This window comes from Streptomyces sp. NBC_00386 (assembly GCF_036063235.1).
Taxonomy (GTDB): domain Bacteria; phylum Actinomycetota; class Actinomycetes; order Streptomycetales; family Streptomycetaceae; genus Streptomyces.
The window spans coordinates 7,323,361-7,340,929 of sequence record NZ_CP107950.1 but is presented as its reverse complement, the minus strand read 5'-3'; the positions used below and the strand labels follow the sequence as shown (position 1 = coordinate 7,340,929).

Genomic DNA, 17,569 nt, shown 5'->3' with positions numbered 1-17,569 from the left:
CACCCGGCAGGTGGGACAGCCCCCTCGAACACCCTTCCTCAGCCCCCCGTTAGCTCTGCCTTAAAGGCACCATAAGGATCTCCGTCACCCACCTCCAGCAGGCGATTCCACGGCTTCTTGGGGCTAGTTTCTGATCACCCCCCCCACGGGATCCCCGCACGGAGCGCCCTGCGGGTCTCACCTCACGCACCAGGACCGTTCGAGGAGTTCCCCATGTCCGCACGCCGCAAGGCCGCCGGCGTCGCCGTCCTCGGTGTCGCCCCGCTCGTCCTGTCCGCGCTGGCCGCGGCGCCCGCCTCGGCGCACGGCTCGATGGGGGACCCGGTGAGCCGGGTGTCCCAGTGTTACGCGGAAGGTCCGGAGAACCCCCGGTCGGACGCCTGCAAGGCGGCCGTCGCGGCGGGCGGCACCCAGGCGCTCTACGACTGGAACGGCATCCGTATCGGCGACGCGAACGGACGGCACCAGGAGCTGATCCCGGACGGCAAGCTGTGCAGCGCCGGCAACGCCGAGTTCAAGGGGCTCGACCTGGCGCGCTCCGACTGGCCCGCGACCAGCGTGAGCAGTGGCTCGTACACCTTCAAGTACCGGGTGACCGCACCCCACAAGGGCACGTTCAAGGTCTACGTCACGAAGCCGGGCTACGACCCGTCGCGGCCGCTGGCCTGGGGCGACCTCGACCTGGCGCACCCGGTCGCGACGGCCACCGACCCGGCGGCCTCGGGCGGCTTCTACACGTTCTCCGGCACCCTCCCGGAGCGCTCCGGCAAGCAGCTCCTGTACGCGGTCTGGCAGCGCTCGGACAGCCCGGAAGCCTTCTACTCCTGCTCCGATGTGGCGTTCGGCGGCACGGGTGGCGACAAGGGGCCGGGCGGCGGCAGTGCTCCCGCGCCGAGCGCCTCGGCGCCGTCCGAGAAGCAGATCGAGGACGGCAGCGACAAGTCGACCGTGGAGCACCACGGCCACGGTGACGACGACGCCGGTACGTCGGCGGAGCCGGCCGCGAGCGCGGACACCGCCAAGACGGCCGAGGACACCAAGTCCGCCGGGACGGCCGAGGACTCCGGGGCCACCGCTGATTCCACTGATTCCGCGGGCTCTTCGGACTCCCCGGAGAACCTGCCGGAAGCCGCCGGTTCCGCTCGGAGTCTCGCCGAGACCGGCGGCGACGCCTCCACCTCGTACCTCGCGATCGGCGGTGCCGCCGCGCTCGCGCTCGGTGCCGCGGCGCTGTTCGCCTCGGTGCGGCGGCGCGCGACGCCGGGCAGCCGGCGCGGGCGCTGAGAGCCGGACGACTCCGGGGGCTGACCGGCGGCTCAGGCCGGACAGCCCCCGGCGGCGTGCTCCGCCGTCCGCGTCCCGCACGTGCGGGACGCGGACGGACGGACGATCACGCCAGTGTGCTCGGGCGGACCACCATGGACGAGTGGTCCGCCGAGCCGGTCAGCTGAACACCGACGCGCAGGTGGTGGTGGACGCGTGCGCCGGGTCGAGCGCGTTCGCCACCTCGTGGTACGCGATCCGGTCGAAGATCCCGATGGCCACGTGCTCGGAGAGGTCGAGCCCGCACAGGTTCTGCAACAGGACGTTGTGGACGTCGGATCCGCTCAGGAACCCGGAGTCGTACGGCGTGACCACCTCGTCGTACTTGGTGGCGATGACCGTGTAGTGGACGCCGGGGACGGTGTCGCCACCCGCGTTGAGCTTGGTCAGGAACGCGGAGCCGGCGATCTGGTCCGCGAGTCCCGGAGTCGCCGTGGACAGCAGGTCCTCCGCGCCCGGGAAGTACGGGAGCAGCTTGGTGAGTCCGTTGAGGGACGTGCCGTGGTTGTCGGGGGCGATACCGACGAGGGCGTTCACCTTGGCGGCTCCGCCGAGGAACTTGAGGTAGTAGCGGGGCATCATGCCGCCCTGCGAGTGGCCCACCACGTCGACCTTGGCGGTGCCGGTCGCGGCGAGCACTTTGTCTACGAAGACCTGGAGCTGTGCGGCCGACTTGTCGATGGGGCCGAGGCCGTTGAAGAAGGGGACGCCGGGCAGCTGCCCGTAGTCGAGGGAGAAGACGCAGTACCCGCGGCTGGTCAGGTAGGGGGCGAGGGCCAGCCAGTTGTCGACGGAGTTCCCGAAGGTGCCGTGGACGAGGACGACGGGGCGCGGGTGCGTGGCGGACGGCTTGCAGGAGTAGTTGTTCCAGCCACTGCTGGGGGCGGAATCAGCTTGTGCTGTGGCGGCGGGGACGACGGCGACCGTGGCGGTCAGGAGCAGCGCGGCCAGGGGTCTGAGCACTCGCTTCCAGGGCAGCATCGGGTGATCTCCTTGCGGCTCAAGGGAGTTGTGGGGGTTTACGCCCTGTGATCCGGATCACGAGGATGCTGTTCACTCGTCAAGTTACGGGCGAGTAGCAGACGTGTGAAGTTACGCGTCAGTAAAAACTTCCAGTGATAACCGGAACGACCGCCGCCAGTGACGGAACGTCACCAGGTGGGCCTGATGGGACCGTAGGGCGCGATGCTCGCCAAACGCGTGCGCAACGCGCGCATTTCGCTCTCCCCCAGCACTTCGGCCCACGCCCGTACGGCGTCCGCGGCCGCCTCTTCGGCCGCCCGGGTACAGGCCCACCCGAGCTCGGTGAGCACGAGGAGCCGGGCCCGCGCGTCGTCGGGGTGCGGCCGCCGCTCCACGTACCCCTTGCGGACGAGCTCCTCGACGAGCTGACTGGCGGCCTGCTTGGTGACCCCCAGGTGGGCGGCGACGTCGGTGACCGTCGCTCCGCCCGGAGCGAGTCGCGCGAAGGCGAAGCCGTGCGCGGGCCGCACCCCCTCGAACCCCCGGGCGACCACGCCTTCGTGGATACGTTGCGTCAGCTCGCCGGCGGCGGCGAGCAGGGCGGCGGACAGGGCCATGGCCTCGGAGTTCTGCACGCACGCATTGAAACACCCTTGACTATTCGGTCAAGCTGCTTGACCATAATTGCGAGGCAGATAGTCAAGACGCTTGACCATATTCCGGCAGTCGGCGGCCGCGCCGACTCACCGATCCTGGAGGCACCCGTGCCCGTCGTCCGTTCGTCCGAAGCCGTCACCCACGAGGTCCACGGCGCCCGTTTCGTCTCGTACGCCGCTCCCCGCAGCGGCAGCAAGGAGCTGTGCGCTTGGCGCGCGGAGATTCCCGCGGGGCATCAGGCCCCTGTGCACACCGTCAACCGCGAGGAGATCTTCCTCCTCCTCTCCGGCGAACTGCTGGTCACACTCGACGGCCGCTCCGAGCGGATCACCGCGGGCGACACCGTGATCATCACCCCGGGCGCGACCCTCGGCATCGAGAACCCGACCCAGGAGGCCGCGCTCTCCTGGGTCACCACGTCCATCGGTCTCCAGGCGGAACTGGCCGACGGCTCGACCCTCACACCGCCCTGGGCGAACTAGGCTCCCCGGAAACGCCGGCCGCCCGGACGGCGTCACGCGGCCGGCGTCCCCGGGCCGATCACGTGCGGGCCGAACTTCGCCCGCGCCCGGTCGGCGCCCTCCTCGATACGGCGGACCTTCTCGTCGACCGGGTCGAAGGTGAGCTGACGGGAGGCCTGCGCCGCGGGGGTCAGCCCCTCGGCGCGCAGGGCGATCACACGGACCCGGGCACGCTGTAGGCCCAGCGCCTCGTACATGCGGTACGCGGCGCCGGTCAGCGTCGAGGAGTGAGCGGTCGCCTCCGTGAGGGTACGACTGCGGGTGGTCGCGGAGCGGCCGGCGTAACGCACGGTGAGGGTCAGTGCGCGGCAGACCTTCTCCAGGGAGCGCAGCCGGGTACCGAGCTCCTCGGCCGCGGAGAGCAGCGCCCGGCGGTGCCGGAAGGGGTCCAACTCGTGGCACGGGAAGGATCGTTCGGTGGCCAGGGATCGCAAGGTGGCGTTCGGTACGCCCGGCCGCGGTCGACGCCGGACGCCTTCTCGCGCAGTTCGCGGCCGGGCCGGACACCGGTGAGACGCTGAAACGTGGACAGGGCGCGGCCGCGACCTTGCCGATGGTGTCGAGGCCGTACTCGCACAGGGTGCGGGCGGTGGCGCCTCGATGAACGGCCGCATCATGTCGGCGGCGACCGGCCCCGGCCGGGAAACCCGGGAGCCCCGCTCCCGCGCACGTCGCGGGAGCGGGGCTCCGTCTCCCCGGGGAAGGCCTGACCGGGAAGACCGTCAGCCGGTCCGGACGCCGAAGGCCGTCAACCAGTCCAGACTCCGAAGGCCGTCAACCAGTCCGGGCTCCGAAGGCCGTCAGCCCATCAGCCCGTCAGCCGGTCCGGGCGCCGAAGGCCGTCAGCCGATCTGGGCGCCGAAGGCCGAGAGCGCCTCGGGCACCGGCTGGAAGAAGGTCTCGCCGCCCGCGGTGCAGTCACCGCTGCCGCCGGAGGTGAGGCCTATCGCGGTGTCACCGGAGAAGAGCGAGCCGCCGCTGTCGCCGGGCTCGGCGCAGACGTCGGTCTGGATGAGACCGTTGACGACATCGCCGTTGCCGTAGTTCACGGTGGCGTCCAGGCCCTTGACCGTGCCGTCGTGCACCTGGGTCGTGGAGCCGCTGCGGGTCACCTTCATGCCGACGGTGGCGTCGCCCGCCTTGGTGATGGGCTGCGCTGAGCCGTTGTAGAGGTCGACCTCGCTCGGGTGGTCCGTGGTCGCCGTGTACTTGACCAGGCCGAAGTCGTTGTCGGGGAAGCTGGACTGCTCGTTCGTGCCGATCTGCTTGCCGTCGGAGTCCGACCAGGTGGAGATCACCTCGGTGCAGTGCCCGGCGGTGATGAAGTACGGCTGGCCGCCCTTGACCACGTTGAAGCCGAGCGAACAGCGCCCGCCGGAACCGCTGATGGCGTCACCACCGGCGATGAAGGGCTTGAACTCCCCCTTCGTGCGCTTGAGTTCGGCCTTGGCGCCGAGACCGTCGACGACCTTGGCGAGTCTGGCCCACTCGGCGTCGGAGACCGTGCGGTCGGCGGTGACGACGACCTGGTTGGTCTCCGGGTCGGTGGCCCAGGACGTGCCGGGGATGCTCGCGTCCTTCTTGAGCGTGGTGCGGGCGCCGGACAGCTCGGCGAGGGAGTTCTCGACGATCCTGGCCCTGGCTCCGGCCGCCGTGACGGTCTTGGCCGCGGCCTCGTCGAGCACGTTGACGACGAGATGCCGGGACTTCGCGTCGTAGTACGTTCCCGCGGCATCGGCGCCCAGGTCCTCGCCGAGGGTCGAGGCGAGCTTTCCGGCCGCCACGACGGAGAGGGTGTGCGGCTCGGGGCTCTTCGGGGCCTCGCTCGCGTTCGCAGTCTGGAAGGTGACTCCGGCGGCGACGAGTGCGGCGATGCCCGCACCCGTCATGAGGGCAGGCCTCTTGGACATACGTCGGTGCTTCAACTCACGTCCTCCTGTGGGGGGTCGGTCCGGGAGGTTGTGGGGACCTCCGGGACCGGAAGGCGTACGGACATGGGCGCTGGGCACGACGAAAAGTCCGTACCGTCGCGTCCATGCCAGTTGTTCCTCGACCACTATTCCGAGACGCACAGGGAACACACAAGGTCGACTTCAGGACGCCTGTACGACAACAGCCGTACCCCTTCTACGTCCTGACTGTGCGTGGTCACACCCAGTGGATTCGCACAGCAAACACGGAAACACGCGTCGCACCGCGGCGGCTCACGGGATCCGGCCCTGTCTTGATATCGCCCCCGCGCGGGGCGGATCCAAGAAGGCTCTCCTGCAAGGCGGTTGCTTCCGCACCGGTTGCTCAGCCCGGCTGACTACTCGTCCCGGGCTGCCGTTCCACCACGGGCGACTCGCCCGGCGGACTACTCGGGCTCGGCCCCGGGCTGCCGTTCCACCACGGGTGACGCGCCCGGCGTCCGCTCCGACTGCGGCTGCGGCTGCGGCTGCGGCTGAGCCACCGCCGGCGGCTGTCCCGACTGGGCCCGTTCCAGGAAGCGCAGCAGTTCGACCGGGAAGGGCAGGACGAGGGTGGAGTTCTTCTCGGCCGCGACGGCCACCACCGTCTGGAGCAGCCGCAGTTGGAGCGCGGCAGGCTGTTCCGACATCACCTCGGCGGCCTGCGCCAGCTTCTTGGACGCCTGAAGTTCCGCGTCCGCGTTGATGATCCGGGCCCTGCGTTCACGGTCGGCCTCGGCCTGGCGGGCCATGGACCGTTTCATCGTCTCGGGCAGCGACACGTCCTTGATCTCGACCCGGTCGATCTGCACGCCCCAGCCGATCGCCGGGCTGTCGATCATCAACTCCATCCCCTGGTTGAGCAGTTCGCGGTTGGACAGCAGGTCGTCCAGGTCGCTCTTGCCGATGATCGAGCGCAGCGAGGTCTGCGCCATCTGGGAGACCGCGAAGCGGTAGTCCTCGACCTTGATGACCGCGTCGGCCGCGTCCACCACCCGGAAGTAGACGACCGCGTCCACCCGGACCGTCACGTTGTCCCGCGTGATGCCCTCCTGGGCCGGCACGGACAGGGTCACGATCTGCATGTTGACCTTGCGCAGCCGGTCAACGAAGGGCACGACCATGGTGAAGCCGGGGCCGCGGACCTCGGAGCGCAGCTTGCCGAGCCGCAGCACCACACCCCGTTCGTACTGTTTGACGACGCGGGCGGCGGCCATCGTGTAGACCAGCCCCACGGACACGACGGAGACTCCCGCCACCACCAGTTCCTCGACCATCACGGCCCCCAGGGTCCGACGTGGCGCACCGGGCGTGCAGAGCGCGCGCTTCGAAGGTAGACCCGTCACCGGAGCAAGGGCGAGCCCCCGCACGCCAGTTGCGTGCGGGGGCTCGCCGGTTTGTCCGCCTGCCGTGGGTCCGGTCGCGCGGTATCCCGTGGGGGGTGCCGGCCCTGTGGGTCGAGGAGTCGACGAACGGCCGGTCCGTCGCGCGACCGGACGGGTCAGCCGACGCTCACGCCGTAGTAGCTGAGCGCCTCGGTGACCGGCTGGAAGAAGGTCGTACCGCCCGAGGTGCAGTTTCCACTGCCTCCGGAGGTCAGACCGTAGGCCACGCTGCCGCCGTACAGAGGACCGCCGCTGTCTCCGCCCTCGGCGCAGACCGTGGTCTGGATCATGCCGTAGACGACGTCACCACTGCCGTAGTTGACCGTGGCGTTCAGTGCGGTGACCCGGCCGCTGTGCGTACCGGTGGTCGAGCCGCGCCGGTAGACCGTCGTACCCACGCTGGGCGTGGCCGCGCTGCTGATCGTCTGGCTGCCGACCGCACTCGGGTGCGCGACCGTGGTGCTGGTGTACTTGACCAGCGCGAAGTCGTTGGTCGGGAAGCTGTAGCTGACGTTCGTGCCCAGCTTCGTGGTCTGGCCCGAGTTGGAGTACCAGGTGGAGGCGACCTCACCGCAGTGGCCGGCGGTCAGGAAGTAGTAGGTGCTCCCGCTGTGCACGTTGAAGCCGAGCGAACAGCGGTAGCCGCCGCCGTAGATGGCGTCGCCGCCGGTGATCAGCTTCTTGAAGGTGCCCGGGGTGTGCTTGATGGTGAGCGCGGCCGCGTTGCCGCCCGCCTCCTGCTTGATCTTCGCGATCTCCGCCTTCGAGACCGTGCTGTCGACGGTGACGACCACACGGTTCGTCTTGGCGTCGACCGCCCAAGCGGTGCCCGCGATGTCGGACTTGAGTACCGACTGCTTGGCACTGCTCAGCTGGGTGGCGCTGAACGTCTGGGCGTCGGACGCGTTCGCGCTGGGGACCGCGAACGCTGCGGCGGCGACGAGTCCGGTGGTCACGGCGATCAGCCGGCTCCGTCTCGCGATGCCACTGCGGGGGGTGGTGCGCTTGATCCTCACGTTTCATTCCTCCGAAGGGAAGTAAGGGGTCCCGTGTAGTGGGGTCGGGGCCCGTGAGGCGCAGCCGGGAGCCGCCCGTCCGGATTCCGAACAAGCCATGCCCCTGACAAGCGCTGAGGGGGAGTATTCGGCTGTGCGGCCGACAGGCGCAAGGGCGCCTTTCGGCCGTGCAGCGTTCAACTTGCCCTCATCCACCGGAGGTTGATCATCGGACCACTGAAGGCGCAGGATTTCCCGCGCGTTTTCAGGAGTCCCGGGGACCTCAGGCCAATCGGCGCTCCCCCGCGGCGACGGCCACGCGCAGCGTATTTCCGGGCGGCGGGAACGGACAGACGAAATGGTCGGCGAACGCGCACGGCGGAAGCACGGTCCGGTTGAAGTCCACCGTCGTACGCCCCTCGGCGTCGGGCGCCGCGGGGCGCAGGAACCGGAAGCGGTAACTGCTGTCCCCGCTGGTGGTGTCGGCGAAAACGGCCCACAGCGTGCCGTCGCTCTCGACCGACACCTGGAGGGTGAGGTCCTGCCCGTCCAGGGTGAAGGCGAGGACTCCGCCGAGGGCGAGCCCGCGGGCCACCCCGTCGGCGTTCTCGACGCGCACGGTACGACCCTCGCCGTACGGGGTGAACTGTCCGGGCACCGCCCAGCGCTCGTCGTACGGGGTCGCCTCGATGCCGGCGAAGGCCTTCCGGGCGGGCGCGTCGGGGTCGTAGTCGCGTACGCCCCACGTCCCCTCGCGCGCCAGGACGACGAACCGCCGCTCCCCGCGCCCGACCCGGGCTCCGCCGGCCGGTCCGTAGTCGGCGTCCAGCACGATGCCGCCGGTGAAGGGCTCGCCGTCGACCGTGAGCCCGTCCTCGGCGGCCGCCGTCAGGGTCACTTGGCCGCCCTTGGCGGCCCAATGCCCGGGGATGTCCGGAAGTCGCCCTTCCGGATAGCCCTCGATCCAGTGGGTTCCGGTGAGCGCGAGCGGTCCGTACGGCGCCGAAACCGTCGCCACGCGGTGCTCCTGCCAGTGCTTCCAGTCCTCGGGTGCGTCCGTCGTCATGTGATCAACCCTTCCACACGAGCGGCCCGGCCAGGTCGAGGTGCGGGCGCGACGTGATGCCCGTTCATTCGTTCATTCGGTTGTTCGGCTATCGGCTATCGGCTATCGGCTATCGGTGCGGAACGATCCGCGGTCCTGGAGCGGCGGCGTCACCCGGTCCGCGAACTCCTCCGGTCCGCGGGACATCGCGGGGGCACGAGGACGAAGCCGTCGACGGCACCGCCCCCATGCGCCTTTCCGCCCGTCACAACCCGCAGTCGCAGCACTCACAGCATTCGCAGCACTTGCACGCCTCGCAGCAACCGCAGTCGCAGTCGCAGTCGTTCAGACACCCTTCGCGCTTCTTGCGCGACCACGGGCCCTCGTACTGGTCGGCGCAGCACATCTTGCAGGTGCAGCACAGTCCGACGGCGGCGGCGCAGCCGGCCCAGAATCCGCGCTTGCCGGGGTTGGGGGGCTGGACGGAAGGGCCGCCGCCGAAGGGGTTGCCCCCACCGGTGTACGGATTCCCGCCGTGCTGGGGCGGCCCGAAGGAGCCCTCGGGTCCGAGCAGGACGGCGGATCCCGGTGCGTCGAGGAGACGGCCGGACCCGGGAGAGCCGAGGGCGCCGTGCGGTCCGTGTGCTCCGTCCCCCGCGTGCCCGCACCCCGACGTCCCGAACGCGCGGTCCACCGAGCGGCCCAGTTCGTGGGCGAGCAGCACATGCGCCAGCCTGCCGTCGGTGAACTCGGCCTCCCGCAGGGCGAGCCGTATCCCGTGCAGGGCGTCGTCGGCGAGCCGACGGACCTCGGTGAGCGAGGTCCCGGTGGCGGAGAGGGGGTTCCAGGCTCCTGACGCGGCGTCGGTTTCCCTGTCCTCCACGGCGTCCAGCAGATGAGCGAGCCGTCCGAAGAGCCGCCCGGCCTCGGCCAGCGGAGCGGCGTTGCCGGGGCGGCCCGCGAGGACGGCGGTGTACGCGAAGGCGGCGGCGGTGGCGGTCTCGGTGGGTTCCGTGACGGTCAGCAACGGCGTTCCCGGCCCGGCGAGCGCCTCGATCCCGACCTGCCGGTCCACCGCGTCGACGAGCACGGCCGTGTCGAAGCCGACGGCGGTTCCCGTTCGCGCCCCGGCCCTGCCCCAGCTCGCGGCCACCCGGCGCGCGGCCAGCGCGACCGGCTTGCGCGCCAGGAGCCCGTCCCCGTCGGCGACATGGTCGCGGACCTTCGCCGAGGCGAGGACCAGCGAGACGGCGGCGGCGAGCCGCGCGCCCTCGCCCTGCGCGACGGAGGCGGTCCGCATGCCGCGCAGCGGACAGGGGCCCGCCGTGCGCCGCCATCCCGTCGCCCGCTCGGCCTGAGCCTCCGTCAGAACCGATATCAGCAGGCCGTCATAGTTGGTGACCACCCGCGCGAACTGACCGTGGTCCCCGCGCAGCGCGAGACAGAGCCCGCACAGATGCGCCATCCACTGCGTCTTGAGCCCCTCACCGAGACGGTGGCTGCATGGCCTCACGATTCCGAACACGACACTCCCCCGTGACCCGTACGACATTGAGGTCGGGCATCGTATCGACCCTCCCGTTCACCCGTACGCCCCGCTCGTCACCCGGTCGCCGCGAGAAATCATATTTCACTCTCAGTCAGCAGCCTTACCCCGTACGACCCTTGGGGGGCGCGGGCTCTCGACGGATTCGCTGTGCACCAGTACCGTCACGAAACCCCCACGCGGCGTCTATCCACTTGGCGCGACATCCGCATCATGGACGACCATGGGGATGCGGAAGCACGAAAGACCGCTGTGAGAGGAGGCGTCCATGGGATCGGTGCGCAAGGCGAGTGCCTGGCTTGGCCTCGTCGACGACAACGATGACGAGCGTTACTACGACGACGACTACGCCGAGGGTCAGGACTCCGGCAACGCCTGGGTCACCGACCCTCGCGTGAAGGTTGCTTCCGAGACGGCGGAGGAGAAGGGCCGCCGGATCGGCACGGTCACCCCGGACAGCTTCCGGGACGCACGCGGTATCGGCGAACTCTTCCGGGACGGCGTCCCGGTCATCATCAACCTCACGTCCATGGAGGCCGCCGACGCCAAGCGCGTGGTGGACTTCGCGGCCGGCCTGACCTTCGGCCTGCGCGGCACCATCGAGCGGGTGGCGACCCGGGTCTTCCTGCTGACCCCCGCGCATACGGAGATCGTCAGCGGCGAGGCCGCGGGCCGTCAGACGGACGGTTTCTTCAACCAGAGCTGAGGCAGGGCCGCTCACCGGCCCTGCCCGGCCGGTGCTTCACACGCGGACGCGGGACCGTCACCGGAAGGCGTCGAGCCCGGTGAGCGCCTTGCCCAGCACGAGCTGATGCATCTCGACGGTGCCCTCGTAGGTGAGCACCGACTCCAGGTTCGTGGCGTGCCGCATCACGGGGTATTCCAGCGAGATCCCGTTGGCACCGAGGATCGTGCGCGAGGTACGGCAGATCTCGATGGCCTCGCGTACGTTGTTGAGCTTGCCGAAGCTGATCTGCTCGGGACGGAGCCGTCCCGCGTCCATACGGCGGCCCAGATGATGGGCGAGCAGGATGCCCTTGTGCAGTTCGACGGCCATGTCGGCGAGTTTGGCCTGGGTGAGCTGGAAGCCGCCGATGGGGCGCCCGAACTGCTCACGCGTCCTCGCGTACGCGAGTGCCGACTCGAAGCTGGACCGCGCCGCGCCCATGGCGCCCCACACGATCCCGTACCGCGCGTGCGAGAGGCAGCCGAGCGGGCCCTTGAGGCCGACGACGTCGGGCAGGACGGCGTCGGCCGGCAGTCGCACGTCGTCGAGGACGAGCTCGCTGGTCACGCTCGCCCGCAGGGACCACTTGTGCTTGATCTCGGGGGCGGAGAAGCCTGGCGCGTCGGTGGGCACGACGAATCCGCGGATGCCGTCGTCGGTCTGCGCCCAGACGACGGCGACACCGGCGACGGAGCCGTTGGTGATCCACATCTTGCGCCCGTTCAGGACCCAGTCCCCGCCGTCGCGCTTGGCGTGTGTCCGCATGGAGGCGGGGTCGGAGCCGTGGTCGGGCTCGGTCAGCCCGAAGCACCCGATGATCTCGCCGGAGGCCATGCCCGGCAGCCAGGCCCGCTTCTGCTCCTCGCTGCCGAACCGGTGGATGGCGTACATGGCCAGGGAGCCCTGGACCGAGACGAGCGAACGGATCCCGGAGTCGGCCGCTTCGAGCTCCAGACAGGCGAGGCCGTACTGCACGGCGCTGGCCCCCGCGCACCCGTACCCCTGGAGCGACATGCCGAGGGCGCCGATCCCGCCCAGCTCCCGCGCCAGTTCCCGGATGCCGGGCAGCTCGCCCTTCTCGTACCAGTCGGCGACGTACGGCAGCACCCGGTCCGCGGCCCAGCTCCGCACGGTGTCGCGGACGGCCAGTTCCTCCGCGTCCAGCAGGTCGTCGATCCCGAGCGGGTCGGCGGGGTCGAAGGGCGGCAGCTTCGAGGACGCGGACATACGACAGCCTCCGGCAGGGTGACGACTAGCACCGCTAGTTAAGGATCTCGGCCCGACGTTACGACGCAGTGTCCCGCAAGTCCAGGGCACTTCCGCACCGCACCCGGGGAGTCCGGCGCCCGGCCGGCCCGCCCGGCGGGCGACGCGGGGCGACCAGTGCTTCCGGATCGGGGGTGCTGCACCGGCTCGTGAGCCGGAGGCCCTGCCCCGGAGCGGACCGGGGAACCTAGGCGGAGACGCGGCTCTCGGCGGTCCCGGCGGCGTCGCGGGGAACCGGAATACCGGCGGGGCCCGGCGCGGAGGCCGGGACGGCGACGACGTCCGGGGCGGGAGCCGCAATCGCGGCGGTACCCGTCGCGGGTGCCCCGCACTCCATGACCCGCGGCAGCCGCAGCGCCATCACGGCGCCGAGCAGCAACAGGCCGGCGCTCACCAGCAGGGTCACGTGCAGTCCGTGCACGAAGGAGTCCCGGGCGGCCTGCCGCAGGGCACCGCCGGACGCGCCGCCGAGCCGGTCGGCGACCTGGTACGCCTCGCCCAGCGAGTGTCCCGCCGCCGCCGAATCGGCCGCCGGGACCCCGGGGACGGACGACAGCCCGGGCGCGTACGCCGCGTTCATCACGCTCCCCAGCAGCGCGATCCCTATTCCCGCGCCGAGCTGGTACGAGGTCTCGCCGATCGCCGCGGCGCCGCCCGACTGCGCCTGCGGCGCCTCGCTGAGCATCGACTCGTACGCCCCGAAGAGCGTGGTCTCCAGGCCGAAGCCCAGCAGCACGAAGCCGAAGAGCAGCAGCGCGGCGTTGTCGTTCCCGCCCATCGCGGTGAGCGTGACGACGGCCGCCGCGGTGAGACAGAACCCGAAGGAGACCATCGCGCGTGGCCCGAACCTGCGCAGCAGCTTCGCCCCGGCGAGACCGGCGGCCATCGCCGCGATGGTGAGCGGCAGCAGCCGCAGCCCGGTCTGGAGCGGCGACAGACCGAGCACGAGCTGGAGGTACTGCGCGGCGATCAGTTCCAGGCCCACCAGGGCGAGCATGGCGAGGACGATGCACCCCACCGACGTGCTGAAGGCGGGACGCGCGAACATGCGCAGGTCGACCAGGGGATGCGCGCGCCGCCGCTGCCGCCGTACGAAGAGGGCCATCAGCACGGCGCCGACGAGCAGCGGCACGAGGGTGAAGGGGCTGAACGGCGCCTCGCCGCCGCCGAGGCGCTTCACGCCGAGGACGACGCCGAACAGACCGGCGGCGGCCATGAGCGCGCCGACCACGTCCCAGGGACCCTCGCGGCCGCCGCGGGACTCGGGCAGCAGCAGCCGTCCTACCGGCAGGCTGATGATCATCAGCGGAATGTTGACGAGGAAGACCGATCCCCACCAGAAGTGCTCCAGGAGGAAGCCGCCGAGGAGCGGTCCGACCGCCGCGCCGACGGCGGCGACGGCGCTCCAGATGCCGATCGCGAGCGCCCGTTCGCGCCGGTCGGGGAAGACCTCGCGCAGGATCGACAGCGTGGCGGGCATGATCATGGCGCCGCCGATGCCGAGCAGGGCGCGGGCGCCTATCAGAAGCTGCGCGTTCCCGGAGAAGGCCGCGATGCCGGAGGCGACGCCGAAGAGGGCGTAACCGAGGAGGAGGACCCGTCGTCGGCCGATCCGGTCACCGAGCGTGCCGAAGAGGATGAGGAGCGAGGCGCAGACGAGCGGATAGATGTCGACGATCCAGAGCAGCTCTATCGCGCCGGGCTTCAGGTCCTCGGTGACGGCGGGCACCGCGACATGGAGAACGGTGGCGTCGAGGGCGACGAGCAGCAGGCTGACGCACAGGACGACGAGGACGACCCAGCGGTTGGCACCGGCTCCGGTCTCCCGACGGCATCGCGCAGCGGCCGTGGTCGTCCCGGACATGTACGTACCTCCAGAGGTTCCCTCGCGTTCTGCGGATCCGCAGGGTGGGGACTCCCTGGGGCTGCGGCCCGGAGAGCGGAATCCCGGGCCCACGCAACAAAGGCGAGTGAGCCGTCAGCGTACGCGAGTTCTCGCCCGTGACACGTGGCGGACCTCTCACGTTCGCCGGCCGGGTGTGTGGCGTACGCCACGCCGCCCGCACGTCGTCACACCCGTACGGCCTGCCGGTTCCGCGGTTTGTTGATAATCGGGTCCGTGACCGATCCGGAGAGTCCCGCCGTGATGCCCCGCGGGAGCGCCCTGCGCCGAGCCGCACCCGCGCTCCTCGGTTACGCGGCGGTGCGCGCCCTGGGCCTCGTCACGCTCGCCGTGTGGAGCGCGGCGAGCGGCGGGAGCGCCCACCGGCTGCTGTCGGGGCGCTGGGACTCGCTCTGGTACACGAGGGTCGCCGAGCTCGGCTACGGCTACGAGGTCCGCCTCCCGAACGGTGACGTGCACGCGAATCTCGCGTTCTTCCCGCTGCTGCCCTGGCTGGAGCGGATCGTGCACGCGGTGACACCGCTGTCGTACGCGGACGCCGGGCTGCTGGTCTCCGCGGTGGCCTCGCTCGCCGCGGCCTGGGGGATCTTCGCGGTCGCCGACCACGTCCACGGCCGGCGGGCCGGGGTGTGCGCGGTGCTGGTGTGGGCGGTCCTGCCCGTCGGCATCGTGCAGTCGATGGCGTACAGCGAGTCACTGTTCACCGCTCTCGCCGCGTGGTCGCTGTACGCGGTGCTGACCGGCCGCTGGCCGACTGCGGGGCTGCTCGCCGCGTTCGCGGGGCTGACCCGGCCGGTGGGGGTCGCGGTGGTCGCGGCCCTGTGGGTGGCGGCGATTAGCTCGTTCGTGGGAGAGCACCGGCGCGGCGGAAGCGCGCCCCGGGCGGACGGCGCGCGTCCGTGGCGGCGCGCCCTCGCCATGATCGTCGCGCCGCTCGGCGCCGCCGGATACGTGCTGTGGGTGGGGCGGCGCACGGGCAGGGGCCCGCTCGGCTATCTCGACGTCCAGGCGGGGTGGCGCAACGGCTTCGACGGCGGTTACGCCTTCGGGCGCTTCGTGGCCGAGAAGTTCACCTCGTTCCCGTCCGCCCTGGCCGGCGCCGCCCTGATCGTCGGAGTCGTGCTCGCCCTGTCGCTCTACGTGACATGCGTGCGCCAGGGGCAGCCGCTGGCCCTCCTGGTCTACACGGGGATCGTCGTCGCGCTCGCCCTGTGCGCGTCGAGCTACTTCGGCTCGAAGCCGCGCCTGCTGCTCCCCGCCTTCCCGCTCCTGTTCCCTCTCGCCAGGGCCCTGGCGAGGCTGCGTACCTCCAGGTCGGCACTGGTCGTCGGGGGCGTCGCGGCGGCCTCGGCGGCGTACGGGGCCTTCTGGCTGAACGGCTCAGGACCTCCCTGACCTGCCCGGCGGCACCCCGCGCGGGACCGGTGAGCGGGCAGCGAATTCCACGCCATCACCCGGTGAACGAATATAAAAGTGCCATAAAATCGAAGCCCCTCGGAGACCAATGGAATTGAAGGCTCCGTGGTCACGGGATTAGCGATTCATTGGAAATGAACATGATCCTGAGAGGAATCCCACATCACATCGTCATCACAAACCGAGTGAATCGGCCTGGCGCGCAGCTCACTCGCTGTAACGTCGATTGAGTGCGTACCGAACGAAACCTCACCCGTCTGGACCGGGTCTTCGCCCGGCTGGACCGTGAGCCGGAACGACCGGCCCACATCGATGTGCCGAAGATGAGTCGGCACAGGGTTGTCCTCTTCGCGGCGACCCTGGCCTTCTACCTGGCGATCGTGTGGGCCGTGGCGATCACGTCGTGGCTGGTCCGGTTCGACTGGCAGGTCATGTTCTTCCGGCCCTATCAGCAGTGGCCGGAGATCCACGCGTTCCTGGACTACTACGTGGTGCTCGGCCAGCGCGGCCCCACCGCGGTGATGGTCGCCGCGTGGCTGGGCTGGCGCTCCTGGCGCCAGCACACACTGCGCCCGCTGCTCACCCTGGGCGCGTCCCTGCTGCTGCTCAACATCACGGTCGGCGCAGCGAAGCTCGGCATGGGCCGTCTCGGCCCGCACTACGCCATCACCATCGGCTCGAACGAGATGGGCCTGGGCGGCGATATATTTCCGTCGGGCCACACCGCCAACGCCGTCGTGACCTGGGGAATCCTGGCCTATCTGGCGTCGACCCCGAGAGCCAGACGCTGGCTCTCGGCACTGTCCGCCGTGACCTCGCTGGGGGTCGGCCTCACCACCGTCTACCTGGGTACGCACTGGCTGAGCGATGTCCTGCTGGGCTGGGCCGCGGGTCTGCTGATCCTGCTGGCGCTGCCCTGGTGCGAGCCGCTGATCGCACGCTCCGAGGCCGGGATCTTCGCGCTTCGCGATCTGTGGCGCACCCGCACCCGTCGCGGCCGTACCGTGCCCGCGCCGGCCCCCTCTCCGGTCCCCGCACCGGTCCTGTCCCCGCAGGCCGTCTCGGTGGACAGCGAGATGCCGGCCCGCGGGGCCGTCGCCTCCCGTCCGCCCAGATCCCCCGCTCACCTGGCGCCGGGCCCGCACACCGCCCGCTCGGAACGCACCCCGGTGACACCGGCGGGCAGTCGCCGTCCGGCGCATCCGGACCGCCCGCCCCACCCGGACCGTCCGGCGCGCGCGGCCGCCGCGACGGCCCGCCCGCTGACGGGCGGCTGAGAACTGCGGGGCCGGTACGCACAGCCTCTCCCCGCACAGCGAAGGCCCCCGGCTCGTCGAGCCGGGGGCCTTCGCACGTCGTGGCGCGGCGCTCAGCCGCGCTCGGCACGCCGCAGGCCGAACGGGCCGCGGTCCACCGGGGCGGGGCGCTCAGCCCTTCCAGCAGCGCGTCACCGTGCCGTCCGTGACCTCGAAGTTGAGCCGCCCCACCAGGTACTCCATGGTGATGATCGCGCCGTGGGGCAACGTGCGGACCGTCGGCCAGCCGTGCTCCTGCGCACGCTCCCGCGCACTGCTCACCTCCATCCCGACATAGCTCTCCGGACTGTCCTGCGGCTCTGCGTGAGAGGGGGGAATGGGTGCCATGACCGCCACGTTAGGCGGCACGCCCCGGCGGTGGAAGCCCGATCGGCGACGAAGCGTCACCTGTCCCCCGCCGGTCACACTTCTGTCACAGGATCACGACACGTGTTTCGCCGAACTCGATCCCCCGTATGAGGGGTTCCTTCGGTGTTCCGCACACCTTCGAACGTAATTCGGAGTCGTCGTCCGGGCATCCCGAATAGCCCGGCGAAATGGGCGGAGCGGGGGTCGGC

General features: G+C 70.8%; 15 protein-coding genes and 1 pseudogene. 5 read left to right on the top strand and 11 right to left on the bottom strand.

Annotated features, from left to right (window positions below; translation table 11 throughout):
• The first annotated feature begins 213 nt into the window (after positions 1-213).
• Complete coding sequence (locus OG780_RS32235) at positions 214-1,284, top strand: lytic polysaccharide monooxygenase auxiliary activity family 9 protein (RefSeq protein WP_328454106.1); 1,071 nt, start codon at positions 214-216, stop codon at positions 1,282-1,284.
• Between the two features lie 159 nt (positions 1,285-1,443).
• Here OG780_RS32235 and OG780_RS32230 read toward each other — a convergent pair whose 3' ends face one another.
• Entirely contained in the window at positions 1,444-2,304 is an 861-nt protein-coding gene (locus OG780_RS32230; RefSeq protein ID WP_328454104.1) for an esterase/lipase family protein, read from the bottom strand.
• A 170-nt stretch (positions 2,305-2,474) separates the two neighbouring features.
• Positions 2,475-2,921 (bottom strand): MarR family winged helix-turn-helix transcriptional regulator, encoded by a 447-nt coding sequence (locus OG780_RS32225; protein WP_328454102.1) that lies wholly within the window; start codon positions 2,919-2,921, stop codon positions 2,475-2,477.
• A gap of 129 nt (positions 2,922-3,050) precedes the next feature.
• On the opposite strand from OG780_RS32225, the gene OG780_RS32220 reads away from it, so the two are divergent.
• On the top strand, positions 3,051-3,425 hold the full coding sequence (locus OG780_RS32220) for a cupin domain-containing protein (protein ID WP_328454100.1): 375 nt from the start codon (positions 3,051-3,053) through the stop codon (positions 3,423-3,425).
• 32 nt (positions 3,426-3,457) lie between these two features.
• Here the strand turns inward: OG780_RS32220 and OG780_RS32215 are convergent.
• From OG780_RS32215 to OG780_RS32190, 6 genes and pseudogenes are all read right to left on the bottom strand, one after another.
• Positions 3,458-4,058 (bottom strand): annotated as a pseudogene (locus tag OG780_RS32215) (DinB/UmuC family translesion DNA polymerase); the annotation flags it as partial.
• Positions 4,059-4,306: 248 nt separating this feature from the next.
• Positions 4,307-5,389: a S1 family peptidase gene (locus OG780_RS32210; RefSeq protein WP_328454098.1), complete on the bottom strand. Its 1,083-nt coding sequence runs from the start codon at positions 5,387-5,389 to the stop codon at positions 4,307-4,309.
• A gap of 431 nt (positions 5,390-5,820) precedes the next feature.
• Positions 5,821-6,690: a slipin family protein gene (locus tag OG780_RS32205; protein ID WP_328458549.1), complete on the bottom strand. Its 870-nt coding sequence runs from the start codon at positions 6,688-6,690 to the stop codon at positions 5,821-5,823.
• Between the two features lie 224 nt (positions 6,691-6,914).
• Complete coding sequence (locus OG780_RS32200) at positions 6,915-7,814, bottom strand: S1 family peptidase (protein WP_326788668.1); 900 nt, start codon at positions 7,812-7,814, stop codon at positions 6,915-6,917.
• A gap of 262 nt (positions 7,815-8,076) precedes the next feature.
• On the bottom strand, positions 8,077-8,859 hold the full coding sequence (locus OG780_RS32195) for a DUF1684 domain-containing protein (protein ID WP_328454094.1): 783 nt from the start codon (positions 8,857-8,859) through the stop codon (positions 8,077-8,079).
• 244 nt (positions 8,860-9,103) lie between these two features.
• On the bottom strand, positions 9,104-10,363 hold the full coding sequence (locus OG780_RS32190; protein WP_328454092.1) for a DUF5685 family protein: 1,260 nt from the start codon (positions 10,361-10,363) through the stop codon (positions 9,104-9,106).
• Between the two features lie 289 nt (positions 10,364-10,652).
• On the opposite strand from OG780_RS32190, the gene OG780_RS32185 reads away from it, so the two are divergent.
• Entirely contained in the window at positions 10,653-11,090 is a 438-nt protein-coding gene (locus OG780_RS32185; RefSeq protein WP_326788665.1) for a cell division protein SepF, read from the top strand.
• Between the two features lie 57 nt (positions 11,091-11,147).
• On the opposite strand, the gene OG780_RS32180 is transcribed toward OG780_RS32185, so the two are convergent.
• Together OG780_RS32180 and OG780_RS32175 are read right to left on the bottom strand one after the other, a co-directional pair.
• Positions 11,148-12,338: an acyl-CoA dehydrogenase family protein gene (locus tag OG780_RS32180; RefSeq protein ID WP_326788664.1), complete on the bottom strand. Its 1,191-nt coding sequence runs from the start codon at positions 12,336-12,338 to the stop codon at positions 11,148-11,150.
• Positions 12,339-12,564: 226 nt separating this feature from the next.
• Positions 12,565-14,241, bottom strand: coding sequence for an MFS transporter (locus tag OG780_RS32175; RefSeq protein ID WP_328454089.1), 1,677 nt, complete (start codon positions 14,239-14,241; stop codon positions 12,565-12,567).
• 282 nt (positions 14,242-14,523) lie between these two features.
• On the opposite strand from OG780_RS32175, the gene OG780_RS32170 reads away from it, so the two are divergent.
• Entirely contained in the window at positions 14,524-15,675 is a 1,152-nt protein-coding gene (locus tag OG780_RS32170) for a glycosyltransferase family 39 protein (protein WP_328458547.1), read from the top strand.
• Between the two features lie 251 nt (positions 15,676-15,926).
• The gene (locus OG780_RS32165) at positions 15,927-16,973 is read left to right on the top strand and encodes a phosphatase PAP2 family protein (protein ID WP_328454087.1); all 1,047 of its coding nucleotides are present in this window, start codon (positions 15,927-15,929) and stop codon (positions 16,971-16,973) included.
• A 150-nt stretch (positions 16,974-17,123) separates the two neighbouring features.
• Here OG780_RS32165 and OG780_RS32160 read toward each other — a convergent pair whose 3' ends face one another.
• Complete coding sequence (locus tag OG780_RS32160) at positions 17,124-17,339, bottom strand: proteinase inhibitor I78 (RefSeq protein WP_328454085.1); 216 nt, start codon at positions 17,337-17,339, stop codon at positions 17,124-17,126.
• Positions 17,340-17,569: the final 230 nt, after the last annotated feature.

What these genes read in the sequence shown, in the direction of transcription:
- OG780_RS32175 (WP_328454089.1), bottom strand. Translation starts at nt 14,241, where the DNA reads ATGTCCGGGACGACCACGGCCGCTGCGCGATGCCGTCGGGAGACCGGA.
- OG780_RS32185 (WP_326788665.1), top strand. Translation starts at nt 10,653, where the DNA reads ATGGGATCGGTGCGCAAGGCGAGTGCCTGGCTTGGCCTCGTCGACGAC.
- OG780_RS32235 (WP_328454106.1), top strand. Translation starts at nt 214, where the DNA reads ATGTCCGCACGCCGCAAGGCCGCCGGCGTCGCCGTCCTCGGTGTCGCC.
- OG780_RS32205 (WP_328458549.1), bottom strand. Translation starts at nt 6,690, where the DNA reads ATGGTCGAGGAACTGGTGGTGGCGGGAGTCTCCGTCGTGTCCGTGGGG.
- OG780_RS32195 (WP_328454094.1), bottom strand. Translation starts at nt 8,859, where the DNA reads ATGACGACGGACGCACCCGAGGACTGGAAGCACTGGCAGGAGCACCGC.
- OG780_RS32160 (WP_328454085.1), bottom strand. Translation starts at nt 17,339, where the DNA reads ATGGCACCCATTCCCCCCTCTCACGCAGAGCCGCAGGACAGTCCGGAG.
- OG780_RS32170 (WP_328458547.1), top strand. Translation starts at nt 14,524, where the DNA reads ATGCCCCGCGGGAGCGCCCTGCGCCGAGCCGCACCCGCGCTCCTCGGT.
- OG780_RS32230 (WP_328454104.1), bottom strand. Translation starts at nt 2,304, where the DNA reads ATGCTGCCCTGGAAGCGAGTGCTCAGACCCCTGGCCGCGCTGCTCCTG.
- OG780_RS32180 (WP_326788664.1), bottom strand. Translation starts at nt 12,338, where the DNA reads ATGTCCGCGTCCTCGAAGCTGCCGCCCTTCGACCCCGCCGACCCGCTC.